The organism is Marinobacter sp. ANT_B65, from assembly GCF_002407605.1.
Lineage (GTDB): Bacteria > Pseudomonadota > Gammaproteobacteria > Pseudomonadales > Oleiphilaceae > Marinobacter.
In genome coordinates this window covers 98,718-112,972 of the sequence record NZ_NXGV01000003.1, presented here as the reverse complement: position 1 = coordinate 112,972, position 14,255 = coordinate 98,718, and the positions used below count along the sequence as shown (strand labels likewise).

Genomic DNA, 14,255 nt, shown 5'->3' with positions numbered 1-14,255 from the left:
AATTGAATGAGACGCTCTCTTCTAGGTTTAGCCGTTGGCCTTGCAGTTGCCGCAACCGGCATGAAGCCAGCATTTGCAGATGAATTTACGGTTGCAGATATTGAGGTGGAAGGCTTGCAGCGTGTTTCTGCGGGCACGGTGTTTTCCGCATTGCCTGTCAATATCGGCGAGCAGATGGATGAAGCCGAGCTGGCGGATACCATCAAATCTCTCTTCCGGACCGGATTGTTCACAGATATAGAAGCCAGTCGCGATGGAGGTATTCTTATCCTCACCGTGCGTGAGCGCCCTTCGATCACTTCGATCGAAATTGAAGGCAACAAGAATATCGAAACTGACATGCTCATGGGTGCGCTTGCGGGTGCCGGTCTTCAGGAAGGCCAGGTATTTCGGCGAGCTACGCTTGAGCGGCTTGAGCTTGAAATTCTTCGCTCCTACATAGGCCAGGGACGTTACAACGCGCGCGTTAAAGCTACCGCTGAAGTGCTGCCGCGCAACAGGGTTGCCATTCGCCTGGATATTAACGAAGGTACGGTTGCCGCAATCCGGCACATCAATCTGGTGGGTAACAGTGAGTTCAGCGACGAGCAATTGCGTGATCTTTTCGAGCTGCAAACCAGCAGCTGGTGGAACTCCCTTACTAACTCGGACAAATATGCGCGGGAACGCCTGAGTGGTGATCTTGAAACGCTGCGCTCATTCTATCTCGACCGTGGTTATCTGGACTTTAACGTAGAGTCCAGCCAGGTATCCATTTCACCGGACAAGCGGCAGGTCTTCATTGCGATAGCACTGAATGAAGGGCCGCAGTATACGATCTCCGAGATCCGGCTTCGCGGCGACCTCATTATTGATGAAGCAGAGTTGCGGGATCTGATTCCTGTGGGTGAGGGGGATGTGTTCTCCCGTGCCCGCATGACGGCAATTTCGGAAACACTGGCGTTCCGGTTAGGTAAAGAAGGTTACGCTTTCGCTAACGTGAATGCTGTGCCTGAGCCAGCTGAAGATAACACTGCGTCCGTTACCTTTTATGTTGAGCCCGGTAAACGCGCCTATGTCCGCAGGATTAATTTCGACGGTAACGTGTCCACCCGCGATGACGTTCTGCGCCAGGAAATGACCCAGATGGAGGGTGGTATTGCGTCCTCGGACCGTATCGAGTTTTCCAAAACCCGTCTGGAGCGGTTAGGCTTTTTCCAGACCGTCAATGTGGATACCGTCCCGGTTCCGGGCTCCGACGATCTGGTTGACGTTAATTACTCGGTAGAAGAGCAGCCAACAGGCAGTCTTTCAGCTTCTGTGGGCTTCTCTCAGGATTCCGGTGTAATTCTTGGCGCCAACGTTTCTGAAAACAACTTCTTCGGGACTGGCAAGCGCGTATCCTTCGGTGTGAACACCTCCGATTCGGTCAAGAGCGCAAACATCTCATATTCGGATCCTTACTACACCGTAGATGGTGTCAGTCGCGGGTTCAGCGTTTTTGCCCGCGAAACCGACTACGAAGAAGAAGATATTACCTCTTACCTTCTGGATGAATACGGCGGGCGTCTTACGTTCGGCTACCCGACAGACAACATTACGCGACTGAACTTCGGGGTTGGGTACACCTTATCCAAGGTCAAAGGCGGCATATATACTTCTGAGGAAGTCACCGACTTTATAGCTGAGGAAGGTGACTCTTTTAATAACTACTTCCTGTTTGGCAGCTGGAGTCGCAGCACTCTCAACAGGGGCGTGTTGCCAACGAAAGGGTACAGTCACTCGTTATCGCTGGATGTCGCTGTTCCGGGTAGTGATCTAACCTTCTACAAGGTCAGTCACAAAACCGATTTCTACTTCCCGGTCACCAATGACGACCGTTGGGTGTTCCGGGCAAGAACAGACATTGGTTACGGCGATGGTTATGGCGACCGTTCGCTCATGCCATTCTATGAGCATTTCTATGCCGGTGGTTATGGTTCCGTGCGCGGTTATCAGGCCAATTCGCTGGGCCTGAGTGCCACGAATGCAGCCACTGATACTTCAGACCCGGATCCTTTCGGTGGTAATCTCCTGACGGAAGGTTCTCTGGAGCTGATTTTCCCGACTCCGTTTGCCGGTGATACCCGGTCTATGCGTACAGCGTTCTTTGTGGATGCTGGCCAGGTTTTTGATACGGACCGGGGTTTCGATCCTGAATTCGGGGAAGTGCGTTTTTCAGCTGGTATCGGGTTCCAGTGGATTACCGCAGTAGGCCCTCTGGCATTTAGTCTCGCCAAGCCGTTGAATGAGAAGTCTGGCGACGATACTCAGATATTCCAGTTTTCCCTTGGCCAGACATTCTGAATCAGAAGTATTTGACACAATAACGAGTGCAACTCAGGAGACCCATTATGTTCAGAACGGTATTGATGTTTGTTGCAGCGATGGTGCTGGCATTACCTGCTATGGCGGAAAACCGGATTGGTGTTGTCGATCTGCGCCAGGCTTTGTTTTCGTCTAACGATGCCAAGGCATTCAGCGAAACCATGCAGAAAGACTTCGCCGCGGATGAAGCGAAAATCCGTGAAGCTCAGACGGCCGCCCGTAAACTTCAGGAACGTCTGGAAAAAGACGGCGCCATGATGAACGAGAGCGAGCGCAACAAGCTTACCGGCGAATTCCGGGCTCAGGTCAACGAGTTCAATGCGCTCAAGCAACGTCTGGACACTACCGTTAATCAGCGCAAACAGGCATTTTTGGAAGAAGCCCGGCCAGAAGTGGACGCAGCGGTGAAAGAACTTCTTGAAGAAAATGACCTTGACCTGATTTTGCCAAGCGAAGCTGTTGTATATGTAAAGCCAGAGATGAATCTGACTTCACAGCTTCTGGATAAGCTGAACCGTTAATCCTTGCCGCAGAGCCTCCGGGCCTACGGGTGTGTTTTGGAGCGAGTGATGACAGAAAAGTCTTACCGGCTTGGGGAGATTGCACAAGCGCTGGGGGCCGAGCTTCGCGGAGATCCTGAAGTCCGGGTTTCTGGCCTTGCAACTCTCCAGGCCGCGGGCCCGGATCAGCTTAGTTTTCTTGCAAATCCCTCTTATGCAAAGTATTTGACTGATACCCGTGCGGCGGCGGTTATTCTGTCTCCCGCTGCGGCGGGAGATGGTCCTGCCAATGTCCTGTTACTTGATAATCCATATCTGGGATACGCTCGCCTCAGCCACTGGTTTGATCCGGCGCCAGTCGCGCCGCCCGGAATTCATCCTGCGGCCGTGGTTGATGCCAGCGCAACAATAGCAGCCAGTGCCAGCATTGGCCCCAATGCCGTTATCGAAGCGGATGTTGTTGTTGCAGAGCAGGTTGTAATCGGAGCCGGTAGTGTAATCGGAGCCCGGAGCAGCATTGGCTCAGGTTCCATAATCCGCCCGAGAGTGACCCTGGCCCATGATGTAGTCATAGGACAGCGCTGCCATATCCTCAGCGGAGCCGTGATTGGCTCTGACGGGTTTGGTTTTGCAAATGAAAAGGGCCAATGGCACAGAATTGCCCAGCTCGGTCGCGTTATTCTCGGCGATGATGTTGAGGTGGGAGCGAATACAACGATTGACCGTGGGGCACTGGATGACACGGTGATCGGTAACGGGGTAAAACTCGATAACCTTATACAGATCGCTCACAATGTCCGCATTGGAGATCATAGTGCGATGGCCGCTATGGTCGGTATTGCGGGCAGTACAAAGATTGGCAGCCACTGTGTATTTGGCGGAGCCTCTGGAGTAGCTGGACATCTGGAAATTGCTGATCAGGTGCATCTGACCGGTATGACCCTGGTAACCGGGGACATTCGGCAGCCAGGCGTCTACTCTTCAGGTACCAGCGCAGATACGAACAAGCAATGGCGCAAGAATGCCGTACGTTTCCGTCAGTTGGATACCCTGGCACGTCGCGTTAAAGAGCTTGAAAAGAAATCAAAGGGCTGAGGCCGATCAACATGATGTACATCGATGAAATATTGGAATATCTGCCACATCGCTACCCGTTTTTGCTGGTAGACCGGGTTACCGAGGTAGAAAAGTCCAAATCGATTAAAGGCTACAAGAATATCTCTTTCAATGAGCCGTTCTTCACTGGCCACTTTCCGGAAAACCCGATCATGCCCGGTGTGCTGATTATTGAAGCCATGGCACAGCTTTCTGGCATTCTTGGATTTGTGACAGTCGGGCGGAAGCCCTCGGACGGAGTGGTCCAGTATCTGGCAGGGTCGAGCAAGGCGAGGTTTAAGCGCCCGGTTATACCTGGGGACCGTCTGTGTATGGAGTCGGAGTTGATCTCTGGCAAACGTGGTGTTTATAAATTTGATTGTCGCGCACTGGTCGATGGTGAGGTCGTATGCGTGGCAGAGATATTGACCGCTGAGAGAGAAGTTTAATGGCAGCAAATGACTGGTCGGGTGTTCATCCTCAGGCAATTGTAGACCCGTCAGCCAAACTTGGGGAAAACGTAACGGTTGGCCCGTGGAGTTATATTGGCCCGGACGTTGAGGTTGGCGAAGGTACAGAAATCCTTTCCCACGTTGTTGTGAAGGGACCTACAGTAATTGGCCGTAATAATCGGATTTTCCAGTTTTCTAGCGTTGGTGAAGAGTGCCAGGATAAAAAGTATGCCGGAGAGCCAACCACGTTGGTTATCGGTGATAACAATGTTATCCGGGAGAATTGCACCATTCACCGGGGCACAGTGCAGGACAAGGGTGAAACCCGCATTGGCAGCAATAATCTGCTAATGGCTTATGTGCATGTGGCTCACGATTGCAATATAGGTGACAACACTATACTTGCAAACTGCGCAACCCTGGCCGGGCACGTGACAGTGGGCGACTACGCCATTCTGGGCGGTGGCACCATGGTTCATCAGTTCTGTCATATAGGGCCTCACAGCATGGCTGCCGGGGGCAGTATTGTGCTCAAGGATATTCCTGCATATGTGATGGCTGCCGGCCAGTCGGCGGAACCGCACGGAATGAACGTGGAAGGTCTGAAGCGACGTGGTTTTGACAAGGAAGTGCTGATGACTCTGCGGCGTGCTTACAAGGTTATCTACCGCCAGGGTCTGACCACAGAACAGGCTGTTGAAAGGCTGGAAGAGGCCTATGCCGATACGCCGGAAGTCATCGTACTGATTGACTCCCTGCGCGGAGCTCATCGCGGAATTATCCGCTGAGCAGGCAGGAGCCCCGGCCAATGGATCACTCCCTTGCTGCTGTTGTCAGCGACCGCAAAGTAACCTTCGGAATAATTGCGGGTGAGGCATCGGGAGATATCCTTGGTGCCGGCCTGATTCGCTCGCTCCGCCACCGCTACCCCAACGCCCGGTTTGTTGGTATCGGTGGTGATGAAATGATTGCCGAAGGTTTCCACTCTCTGGTCCCTATGGAACGATTGTCCGTTATGGGGCTGGTAGAGGTGCTTGGCCGTATTCGTGAGATTTTCCGGATCAGGTCCCGGTTGCTGAGCTACTTTTTTACCACACCACCGGATGTGGTTATCGGTATTGATGCTCCCGATTTCACCCTTGCTATAGAACGGCGATGCCGTGAGGCGGGCATTCCCTCTGTTCACTATGTGAGCCCTTCAGTCTGGGCCTGGCGCCAGAAGCGGATCTTCAAGATTGCGAAATCAGTGGACCTCATGCTTACCCTGTTGCCTTTTGAAGCAAGGTTTTATGAGGAGCACCAGGTGCCCGTAGCCTTTGTAGGGCACCCACTTGCCGATCGAATCCCTGTTATCCCCGAGACAGGCAAAGCCCGCCAGGAACTGGGGCTTGATGAGAATGTACCTTTGCTTGCCTTGTTACCTGGTAGCAGGGCAGGAGAGGTTGAGCGTCTTGGCACCTTGTTTCTGGAAGCTGCTCGCTGGATACAGTCCAGGCGCCCCGATGTGCAGTTGGTTATTCCCTGTGTGAATCGTGAACGGGAACAACAGGTTCGGGACCTTATTGAAGCGCTTGCAGTGAAATTGCAGGTTACTATCGTGAGGGGGCGCTCCCGTGAGGTTATGGCCGCCTCAGACGTTGTATTGCTGGCTTCCGGAACAGCCACCCTTGAAGCGATGCTGCTGAAGAAGCCCATGGTAGTGGGTTATCGGTTAAGCAACCTTAGCTATGCATTGGTTTCTCGCCTCGTGAAAGTGCCATACGTCTCATTACCAAACCTGTTAGCAAGGCAGCCTCTGGTTCCCGAGCTATTGCAGGACGATGCTACACCAGAGTCTCTTGGGGCTGCTGTGCTGGAGCGAATGGAAAACCAGCAGGAACGTGACCGGCTGGTGGAGGCATTTTCGGAACTTCACTACACCTTGAAGCAGGATGCCGACGAAAAAGCGGCTCAGGCAATCTCATCGCTTCTTGAAAAGAGAACCCATTGAATGGCCCGTGCACCAGCATTGCCACCTTTTGAGTGTGCGTATCAGGGGCGGCTTCTGGCCGGCGTGGATGAAGTAGGGCGTGGGCCGCTCATCGGCGCAGTTGTGACTGCCGCCGTGATTCTGGATCCTGACAGGCCTATTGCCGGGTTAGCGGATTCAAAAAAGCTTACAGAGAAAAAACGCAATGCTCTCTACGACCAGATTATCGAACACGCAACCGCGTGGTCTTTGGGGCGTTGTGAAGCTCATGAAATTGACAAGGTAAACATCTACCAAGCCACAATGATCGCCATGGAACGCGCCGTTTCGGGGTTAGGTGTGGCACCCGAATACGTGCTGGTAGACGGAAACAAATGCCCGAAGTGGCACTGGCCCTCCGAACCGGTGGTAAAAGGTGATAGCCGGGTAGAGGCCATTAGTGCGGCCTCGATACTTGCCAAAGTAACGCGGGATCGTGAGATGGAGGCGATGGAGTTGGAATATCCGGGTTATGGCCTGGCTAAACACAAGGGCTATCCCACCCCCGTACATCTGGAAGCATTGTTCCGCCTGGGCGCGACTCAGGAACACAGGAAATCCTTCCGACCGGTACAAGAGGCAATAGAGCAGGTGGGTTTTTTCAAAGCCCAGGGCCCATTGATGGAAGAGCCTCTGCACTACGCAACTGATCTGTTTGAAAACAGCGGTTGACAAAGTCTGCGCCAGTCCTTAATATACGCGCACGTTGATCGGGGTGACCCGGCAACAACAAGTTTGATGCGGGGTGGAGCAGTCTGGTAGCTCGTCGGGCTCATAACCCGAAGGTCGTAGGTTCGAATCCTGCCCCCGCTACCATATAAGAGAAAGGCAAATCAGTATTTTACTGGTTTGCCTTTTTTGCTTTCCCGGCCTGTAAATTCCTCTGTATCTGGCCTTGATCTGCCCCCTCCCGTTCTTACAAGCCGTCTATATTCGCCATCGTTTAAGAAACACCGCAATCTCGCGTTGGCTCATGCCCGTGGAAATCGTGATATTGAATGCTGGCGAGCGCTTCCCCACCCTCCAGGAGCCGTAGCATGATCCGCTCTAATTGCGTGGTGAAAAGCGGAGATATACGACAATTGTCGCAAAACGTCATGGTTTTGAGAGTGTGCTGCTTACAACCTTATGAAAAATATGGAATAGTTACTGGTGAGCGATTGGGAATAAGCGAACAGATATTTTGGGTGAAATCCGACAATTGACGCATATTTCCAGCCAGACTATCTTTCAGGGTAGGTAGTTTTCTGATAACAAAGAAAAATTTGGTGGGTGGCATGTGCAACGCTGGGAAATAGACGCGTTTGGATAGATGTCATTTGTCGTTGAATTAGCTGTTATGTTTTCTAAGTGAGAGATATGCATCCACATTTACAAGTGAAATCTACAAGCAGTGATGCATTTCTTGAAAGCATTATCAGCGCAATTGAAAGTGTGGGCTGCAACGAGTATTTTTCAAATCACATTGGCCAAAGTCAATCTGATCAAAAAGCTATTGTTGCAAGGTTCCAGAGCGCCATATGTAGTGTTTTAGAGTCTAATATTTCATCGGTCAAATGGGAGCTGGAATACTCTCCCAGTAAGTCAAACAGAGACTCCATTGATATATTCGGAAGCAACGAGTCCACAGTTGTAGCTATTGAACTCGATAAACATCGAGCCGATCAGGTGGCAAAGAAATTTGTCTCTCGTGTGGCAATTCTTCCTGAAACTAAAGTTTACTTTATATCTTTGTGTTACCCAGGAACGGCTAATATGAGCAAGCTGGAGACAATAAAGTATTTTGGTTATTGCGCAAATTTGGCCAAACGAATGAATAATGTATATGCAGGCTTTACCGTTGAACCAAAAACATAACAAGGCAATGAAAAAACGCCCACGAAAAGCCGTGGGCTGGACTCGCTACGCTCACCTTTTATTGCGGCGTTATGAGTAAAAGCGAACTCTATGTCTAAGCTACAAGTTATTTCAATTTCCGTCTTATGCTTCGCAGGGTTCGCTTCGGTTCTCTCGCTGATTTTCTATTTTGGTGATTGGCCCCGACTGATTGCCGTAGTTGTAGTCGGCATATTTCTGGGATTGTTAGCTGCACCTTCAATTGAGCCAAAGGCATTCAAGCATGCTTGGGCCTATGAGCTTTTGTCAGGGGCAATGTCAGGAGCCTTAATCGGGCTGATTTTTATGGGCAGCGCCGAGGCCCTTTTAGTGGGCGCGTTGGTCGGCGGTGTGCTTGGCTATATGGCTCCTTATTGGATCAAGCATGCGCCAATTCCGTAAAACTCATAACAAGTGCAGGCACGGCGACGCCCACTACATTGCGCCTTTGGCTTCATTCCGTGGGCGCGCATGCTGCAAGCGTTAACTGCTCAAGGAGTGGGCATGAATTTTGGTATTTTAGTGTTTCATGGCGTGGAAGAGCTCGATTTCGTTGGGCCGTGGGAGATTCTCAAAATTTGGTCCAAAATTGCTGACGTCCCTGAAAATTGCTTCATCGTTGGTGAGTCACAAACTGCTATTAACTGCGCTCGTGGTTTGTCTATTAACCCCGAGATTTCTTTCGAAGACTGCCCGAAGCTTGACTACCTGTTAGTTCCGGGAGGCCAAGGAACAAGGAAGGAGGTTCAAAATCGGGTTCTATTGGAGTTTGTCGAGAGTCAGGCACGAAACTGTCAGGCCGTACTTTCCGTATGCACCGGCGCCTTTATTCTTCACGCTGCCGGGTTATTGGCGAATAGAAAGGCAACAACGCATTGGGCCTCGCTTGGTCGTTTAAGGGCTTTAGGCAATGTGGAAGTGATGGAAAAACGCTTTGTCAGGGACGGCAATATATGGACGTCTGCGGGCGTATCGGCGGGAATTGACCTTATGCTTGCTTTTATAGCGAGTATCGCTGGAGACGAAGTAGCGGGACAGGTGCAATTCAACTCTGAGTATTATCCCGCCTCAACTAATTATGGTGGGTTCGAGCTGCATCCGGACGCACCGGCGTACCTAAAACGCAGTTAACCAGTAGGTGAAGCCGATCGGTACTACGCTGCGCTTCGTCCCGGCGGCTTACCACGGCGTTAATGGTACAAGGATGTTCCTATGGATGTAGTTCTGCCAGCGGTCGCTGTCAGTATTGGCTTCGTGGCAGCGGTGTGGGTTCCGGTGGGATGGGCATACCTATTCGCCAAGGTAAAAGGCGTGGCTAAGCCCGGTTGGTTCGCGTTTTCGAGCGGCTGTCTCGGTTACGGGTTCCATATTCTTGTTGGGGCGATCGTTGCGATCCCGATGGAGGTTTTTCTTGCGAAAGTCGCACCCTCGCACTGTCTTTACAGTCAGTATGGGCAGCTTTGCTCGGTTTATGACTTTCTTGACCAGTGGGGAGTTGCGTTTGGGCTGATAGTATTATTCATCGTGTCAGTCCTCTCCCCCTTCGTTGTCAACAAGTATGTATGGTCTCGAGTCGGTGACCATTAACCAGGCAAGTCAGCGGACGCATGCTGCGCCGCTGCTTTTCGCGTTTAGGTTTCTCAACCGGATGTTTACGGTGAAAGGATGAAAAGGTGAGTTTAGATAAAGACTTCCGGGTCTCGATATATAAAAATGAAGCGCTTCTTTGTACATATGAACTGCATACCGAGTTCGAAGATGATGAGTATGTAGATGTCTCTTCACGTCACACTTCTGGTGAGCCATTCGATGATCCGCTTGAGGATGAAGCGATTGATCTGATTCTAGAATCAGGTCTAGATTCTGGGGTGGGAATAGTCCAGGGCTTCAAAATCGAATGGGTCCTGCTAAACATGGTATTCGACGATTGAAACCTAACCAGTCACGGAAGGCGGACGCGTGAGGCGCGCCGCTTCGTTCAGCATTAAATTTAAGGGAGCTTATGCAAGACACTGGATCGGGATTCGTCAGCACGCTGGAGTCGCTTGCCCAATCTTTCGTAGTTGCTTCGGTGCTTTGGATGATGTTTCTGGTTGTGGCCTGGCCCTTTGTTACAGTATCGAGACTGGTTTTTTACATCGGTTCCTTCGGATCTGTTAAGCCGACTTATCGACAGGCCCTAGAGCATCAGGGAATCGTTGGTTTGGCTTTTCTGATTTTTGTGCCGCTTCTTTTCTATGTGCACATCGTTCATGGGGCTCGGCTCTATGGCAATCAGTCAGGCTGAATTTAACAAGGCCAGGCACGGCGACGCCTACTACATTGCGGCTTCGCCTCCATTTCGTAGTCGCGCATGCTGGCGGCGTTAGCTGTCATTCCCATATCAAAGAGTAGAGTTTTATGCAAAATAAATTTATACCAAAGCAATTTATAGTCGTCACACTCATTACCAGTATTTGGATACACATAGGTGAAGTGTTAAGAGCACTTTTCGTTGCATTCCCAAGAATGGAAGCTTTCTTTGATGGGCGTGTGATCTTAAATGGACTTGATAAATTCGATATAGGAATAGCCTTAGTTTGGGGTGGTTGGGATACTCTCCTAACTGCTATTTTAGTGTTTACTTTTTGGCTATGTGCTCAAGTATTTGGGAATAATTTAAAATCAATTGTAATTTCAGGTACAACAACGAGTTTCGCAACGATAGGTATTTTCTGGATAGCTACAGTTAATAGCGGGTTAGGCGATTGGTCTACAGCTTTTATTGTGTTCCCTCTAGCATGGACTGAGATGGTTATTGGGTCATTCATCGCATCAAAACTATATTCCCGTAATAGCTAGACAGCTAACAAGTGTGTCAAATCGACGCATTTACGCTGCGCTTCAATGCGCAATTTACACAGGCGTTAGACTGAAAGGATTACTTGGGGAATGTCGGATCCTATGTTCAGTAAGCTGGAAACAGACGATAGTTGTTGCTTCTTATGTGGAGCCAAGTCGGAGGCGATTACAGCAGAACATGTGTTCCCCAAGTGGTTGCAGACAAAGTTTGATCTCTGGAATAAAAAACTAGATTTACTCAATGGAACAGCGTTCCCATACAAAAGTCTCAAAATTCCATGTTGCTCTTCATGCAACAACAACGAATTAGCGCAGCTCGAAAGCCGAGTAGCATCAGCTATTACGTCAGGATATGAAGCGTGTTGCCGTCTAGAGAAGCATCAGTGGTATCTATGGGTAGGCAAACTCTTTTACGGAATTCTACGAAAGGAAATTCAGCTAAAGCGAGATCGAACCAAGACCTTCTCTGAACCTATCGTCCCTCCAAAAGCTTTAGATTTTTTTTCAAATCTTCATTTGTTTCTACAAGGGATACTAGGAAATCATGAGTTTGTAGATCGGCCCCCGTATTCTGTCTTAGTTTGCAATCTTCACAACTTGGGGCCAGGTCGGGATTTCGATTTTCGCGATAACTTTCACAACATGACAGTAGCTATTCGTATGGGTAGCGTTGGGGTGATAGTGGCCTTAGAAGATGGTGGCGTGAATAAGGACAGCTTTGGACGCTACGTGACCAAGGTGTGCGGACGAAAATTGCATCCGATTCAATTCGACGAACTGTACGCGAAGGTAACTTATCAGGCCTACCTCATTGATACACCGATAAAATACATCAGTTCAAAAAATGATCCCGACGTTTCGAAGGTATTAACTGAGGTTTTCGGAGGACTTTACATTCGCGACTGGTCTCAAAAAGATTTTTCTGAGCTTCTCAAAGTCCATGTTGGAATTTGGTTGCCAGAAGGCGGAGAGAACACCACGTGGTTTGCAGAGCCAAATTTGGTGCCGACATGGATGATTGATCATAATGGGGAGTTATTGCTCAAGCCTTTAGAAGCCTGGGAGCTTAGAGGCTAGTATAGAGTCTAACCAATGCATCAACGGGACCGGTTTGTTCCGCTGGTGCTCCACAAACCGGCCCGTTATGCCAGCGTTAAAAGTTTAGATGAGCGATACAGCAGATAGAGTTTTCAGCCTCTGGGCGAGAGGTTTATACCCATTTTCCGCAATTGGTGCGGTTGCGATTTTTTCCTACGCTGCCACTAGAAACGATTTGGTCGCAAGGGTCGTAGACATACTAGTTCTCGGGTGGATTTTTTATTTTGGTGTGGGCATTTACCTTTTTTTGCCCATGTTCATCTGGACTAGTACGAGGGATTGGCTTCGCCTTACCCTGTACTTTATCTTTACGGTTCCCGTCGGAATGTTGGTCTACTTGCGGTTGTGCTGATCTAGAATTTTTAACAATCTGTTGTAGTTCGTTCCGGGCCTCCGGCCCTACACCGGACGCCCACTTCGCTGCGCTACATGTGCGCCGCTAAACGTTAGCTACATGGACTCCCCCTGCGGTCAAGCAACGCCATTTGAATTCGAAGCGGTTTGAGACTGCAGCTCTACATTCGGCCTCTTTGTGGGCATTGCTGCCCGGGCCAGGATGATGATGCGTGTGAGTGATGACCTCATTCGTTAGTCGGCTTGTATCAGCCACAAAGCTTATCAGGTTCAATCACTCTCGGTCTGACCGTTCCGTCATCGCTTGCCGTTGCAAGACTCGGCTGGCAGGCGTGTTCTGCCTGTCGTTGGTGCTCGGTTATCAGCCCTCTACAGGCTGTGTTTTAAATTCAGTCTGGTTCATCAGTAGCGCCCATATAATTCGCGCATTCTTGGCCGCTAATGCGACAGCGGCTCGTTTGTATCCGCGACGTTCCACCAGATTTCTGGCCCAGCCACTGAGCCGATCGTTTTTATCGGCAAGTTTTGCGATCACCGCTCGAGTGCCATGGATGAGCAGTGTTCTCAGGTATTTGTCCCCGCGCTTGGTAATCCTGCCCAATCGGGGTTTGCCTCCGGTCGAGTATTGTCTGGGTACCAGCCCCAGCCAGGCGGCGAAGTGTCGTCCGCTTTTGAACTGTCTGGGATCGGGCGCACTGGCCAATATCGCAGTGGCGGTTTGTGGCCCGATACCTGGAATGGCCATCAACCGTTTGGCCTGTTCGTCGCGCCGGGCCATCGCTTCGATTTCCCGGTCGTAAGCCAGAATATCTTCGTCGAGCTGGAGAATGCGCTGGTTGATGTTGTTGAGTAGACGCCGTGCCAGCATGGGCAAGCCATTTTCGGCATCCTCCAGGATTTCTGGAATCCGATGTCGAGCGTGATAGCGCCCTTGAGGGATGATCAGTCCGAACTCAGCCAGCAGCCCACGAATCTGGTTGATCTGGGCTGTGCGTTCTTTGATCAGCCCACGGCGAATGCGGTGTAGGCAAAGTACCGCTTGTTGATCCTCGGTTTTGATCGGGACGAAACGCATATTGGGTCGACCGACAGCTTCGCAGATGGCCTCGGCATCGTTGTCGTCGTTTTTACTGCTCTTGCGGTAGGGCGCTACGAATCGGGGTGCGATGATCCGGGCATCGTGGCCAAGCCTGGTTAACTCACGAGCCCAGTAGTGGGCACCCGAGCAGGCTTCCATGCCGATCAGGCACGGCGGCAGTTGTGCGAAGAACGCCAGCAGTTTAGGGCGATTAAGCCGTTTGCGAACCACGACCTTGCCGTATGGATTGGTGCCATGAATACTGAACACAGTTTTCGCCAAATCGATGCCAATAGTTGTAATATTCATGAGGACTCCCCCTCTTCTGATTGAAGTTTGACTACACCTTCAATGTGGCACATAGATGCCGTGGGAGCAGGGGGAGTCCATATCATTCGTTATATTTGGAGAGAAATTGAGAGTAAGTCTTAAAATCGCAGCATTGGTCTTTTTCGCTGTGTTGGCCCCCGTTACTCTCTGGAACGCTGGTCACCTCTATCTGACTCAATCATGTGACCCAAAATTTGGGTGTATCGGTGTTTTTCAGCTTTTGATTTTCGTTGCCAGTCTTTGTGCTGGAATCTCTGCTCTCTCGGTTTTTGTTGCGC

The 14,255-nt window shown here is 50.5% G+C and carries 16 protein-coding genes and 1 tRNA gene; 16 read left to right on the top strand and 1 reads right to left on the bottom strand.

The window, feature by feature from the left end:
- The first annotated feature begins 6 nt into the window (after positions 1-6).
- The 16 genes from bamA to CPA50_RS13600 all read left to right on the top strand — a co-directional run bounded on the left by bamA (position 7) and on the right by CPA50_RS13600 (position 12,194).
- Positions 7-2,325: an outer membrane protein assembly factor BamA gene (bamA, locus tag CPA50_RS13675; RefSeq protein ID WP_096783098.1), complete on the top strand. Its 2,319-nt coding sequence runs from the start codon at positions 7-9 to the stop codon at positions 2,323-2,325.
- A 47-nt stretch (positions 2,326-2,372) separates the two neighbouring features.
- On the top strand, positions 2,373-2,867 hold the full coding sequence (locus tag CPA50_RS13670; protein ID WP_096783097.1) for an OmpH family outer membrane protein: 495 nt from the start codon (positions 2,373-2,375) through the stop codon (positions 2,865-2,867).
- Between the two features lie 48 nt (positions 2,868-2,915).
- Positions 2,916-3,941 carry a UDP-3-O-(3-hydroxymyristoyl)glucosamine N-acyltransferase gene (gene lpxD / locus CPA50_RS13665; RefSeq protein WP_096783096.1) on the top strand — a complete coding sequence of 342 codons (1,026 nt, stop codon included), beginning with the start codon at positions 2,916-2,918 and terminating at the stop codon, positions 3,939-3,941.
- Between the two features lie 11 nt (positions 3,942-3,952).
- Complete coding sequence (gene fabZ / locus CPA50_RS13660) at positions 3,953-4,390, top strand: 3-hydroxyacyl-ACP dehydratase FabZ (protein ID WP_096783095.1); 438 nt, start codon at positions 3,953-3,955, stop codon at positions 4,388-4,390.
- Entirely contained in the window at positions 4,390-5,181 is a 792-nt protein-coding gene (gene lpxA, locus CPA50_RS13655; protein WP_096783094.1) for an acyl-ACP--UDP-N-acetylglucosamine O-acyltransferase, read from the top strand. The genes fabZ and lpxA overlap by 1 nt, the downstream gene beginning before the upstream one ends.
- A 20-nt stretch (positions 5,182-5,201) precedes the next feature.
- The gene (lpxB, locus tag CPA50_RS13650; RefSeq protein WP_096783093.1) at positions 5,202-6,383 is read left to right on the top strand and encodes a lipid-A-disaccharide synthase; all 1,182 of its coding nucleotides are present in this window, start codon (positions 5,202-5,204) and stop codon (positions 6,381-6,383) included.
- A complete protein-coding gene (gene rnhB / locus CPA50_RS13645) occupies positions 6,384-7,073 on the top strand; it encodes a ribonuclease HII (RefSeq protein WP_096783092.1) in 690 nt (229 codons plus the stop codon). It abuts the gene before it with no gap.
- Positions 7,074-7,140: 67 nt separating this feature from the next.
- A tRNA-Met gene (locus CPA50_RS13640) sits at positions 7,141-7,217 on the top strand.
- Positions 7,218-7,760: 543 nt separating this feature from the next.
- On the top strand, positions 7,761-8,258 hold the full coding sequence (locus tag CPA50_RS13635) for a hypothetical protein (RefSeq protein WP_096783091.1): 498 nt from the start codon (positions 7,761-7,763) through the stop codon (positions 8,256-8,258).
- Positions 8,259-8,348: 90 nt separating this feature from the next.
- Positions 8,349-8,678 carry a hypothetical protein gene (locus CPA50_RS13630; RefSeq protein WP_096783090.1) on the top strand — a complete coding sequence of 110 codons (330 nt, stop codon included), beginning with the start codon at positions 8,349-8,351 and terminating at the stop codon, positions 8,676-8,678.
- A 102-nt stretch (positions 8,679-8,780) separates the two neighbouring features.
- Positions 8,781-9,407: a DJ-1/PfpI family protein gene (locus CPA50_RS13625; protein WP_096783089.1), complete on the top strand. Its 627-nt coding sequence runs from the start codon at positions 8,781-8,783 to the stop codon at positions 9,405-9,407.
- 81 nt (positions 9,408-9,488) lie between these two features.
- Complete coding sequence (locus tag CPA50_RS13620; protein ID WP_096783088.1) at positions 9,489-9,863, top strand: hypothetical protein; 375 nt, start codon at positions 9,489-9,491, stop codon at positions 9,861-9,863.
- 86 nt (positions 9,864-9,949) lie between these two features.
- Positions 9,950-10,207, top strand: a complete 258-nt coding sequence (locus tag CPA50_RS13615) for a hypothetical protein (protein ID WP_096783087.1) — start codon at positions 9,950-9,952, stop codon at positions 10,205-10,207.
- 71 nt (positions 10,208-10,278) lie between these two features.
- Positions 10,279-10,563 (top strand): hypothetical protein, encoded by a 285-nt coding sequence (locus CPA50_RS13610; protein ID WP_096783086.1) that lies wholly within the window; start codon positions 10,279-10,281, stop codon positions 10,561-10,563.
- A 113-nt stretch (positions 10,564-10,676) separates the two neighbouring features.
- Positions 10,677-11,117: a hypothetical protein gene (locus tag CPA50_RS13605; RefSeq protein WP_096783085.1), complete on the top strand. Its 441-nt coding sequence runs from the start codon at positions 10,677-10,679 to the stop codon at positions 11,115-11,117.
- Positions 11,118-11,207: 90 nt separating this feature from the next.
- A complete protein-coding gene (locus CPA50_RS13600) occupies positions 11,208-12,194 on the top strand; it encodes a hypothetical protein (RefSeq protein ID WP_096783084.1) in 987 nt (328 codons plus the stop codon).
- A gap of 736 nt (positions 12,195-12,930) precedes the next feature.
- Here CPA50_RS13600 and CPA50_RS13590 read toward each other — a convergent pair.
- On the bottom strand, positions 12,931-13,956 hold the full coding sequence (locus CPA50_RS13590) for an IS110 family transposase (protein ID WP_096783082.1): 1,026 nt from the start codon (positions 13,954-13,956) through the stop codon (positions 12,931-12,933).
- Positions 13,957-14,255 lie beyond the last annotated feature (299 nt).

What these genes read in the sequence shown, in the direction of transcription:
- fabZ (WP_096783095.1), top strand. Translation starts at nt 3,953, where the DNA reads ATGATGTACATCGATGAAATATTGGAATATCTGCCACATCGCTACCCG.
- CPA50_RS13635 (WP_096783091.1), top strand. Translation starts at nt 7,761, where the DNA reads ATGCATCCACATTTACAAGTGAAATCTACAAGCAGTGATGCATTTCTT.
- CPA50_RS13620 (WP_096783088.1), top strand. Translation starts at nt 9,489, where the DNA reads ATGGATGTAGTTCTGCCAGCGGTCGCTGTCAGTATTGGCTTCGTGGCA.
- CPA50_RS13605 (WP_096783085.1), top strand. Translation starts at nt 10,677, where the DNA reads ATGCAAAATAAATTTATACCAAAGCAATTTATAGTCGTCACACTCATT.
- CPA50_RS13610 (WP_096783086.1), top strand. Translation starts at nt 10,279, where the DNA reads ATGCAAGACACTGGATCGGGATTCGTCAGCACGCTGGAGTCGCTTGCC.
- bamA (WP_096783098.1), top strand. Translation starts at nt 7, where the DNA reads ATGAGACGCTCTCTTCTAGGTTTAGCCGTTGGCCTTGCAGTTGCCGCA.
- CPA50_RS13670 (WP_096783097.1), top strand. Translation starts at nt 2,373, where the DNA reads ATGTTCAGAACGGTATTGATGTTTGTTGCAGCGATGGTGCTGGCATTA.
- CPA50_RS13590 (WP_096783082.1), bottom strand. Translation starts at nt 13,956, where the DNA reads ATGAATATTACAACTATTGGCATCGATTTGGCGAAAACTGTGTTCAGT.
- CPA50_RS13600 (WP_096783084.1), top strand. Translation starts at nt 11,208, where the DNA reads ATGTCGGATCCTATGTTCAGTAAGCTGGAAACAGACGATAGTTGTTGC.
- rnhB (WP_096783092.1), top strand. Translation starts at nt 6,384, where the DNA reads ATGGCCCGTGCACCAGCATTGCCACCTTTTGAGTGTGCGTATCAGGGG.
- lpxD (WP_096783096.1), top strand. Translation starts at nt 2,916, where the DNA reads ATGACAGAAAAGTCTTACCGGCTTGGGGAGATTGCACAAGCGCTGGGG.
- CPA50_RS13630 (WP_096783090.1), top strand. Translation starts at nt 8,349, where the DNA reads ATGTCTAAGCTACAAGTTATTTCAATTTCCGTCTTATGCTTCGCAGGG.
- CPA50_RS13625 (WP_096783089.1), top strand. Translation starts at nt 8,781, where the DNA reads ATGAATTTTGGTATTTTAGTGTTTCATGGCGTGGAAGAGCTCGATTTC.
- lpxB (WP_096783093.1), top strand. Translation starts at nt 5,202, where the DNA reads ATGGATCACTCCCTTGCTGCTGTTGTCAGCGACCGCAAAGTAACCTTC.
- lpxA (WP_096783094.1), top strand. Translation starts at nt 4,390, where the DNA reads ATGGCAGCAAATGACTGGTCGGGTGTTCATCCTCAGGCAATTGTAGAC.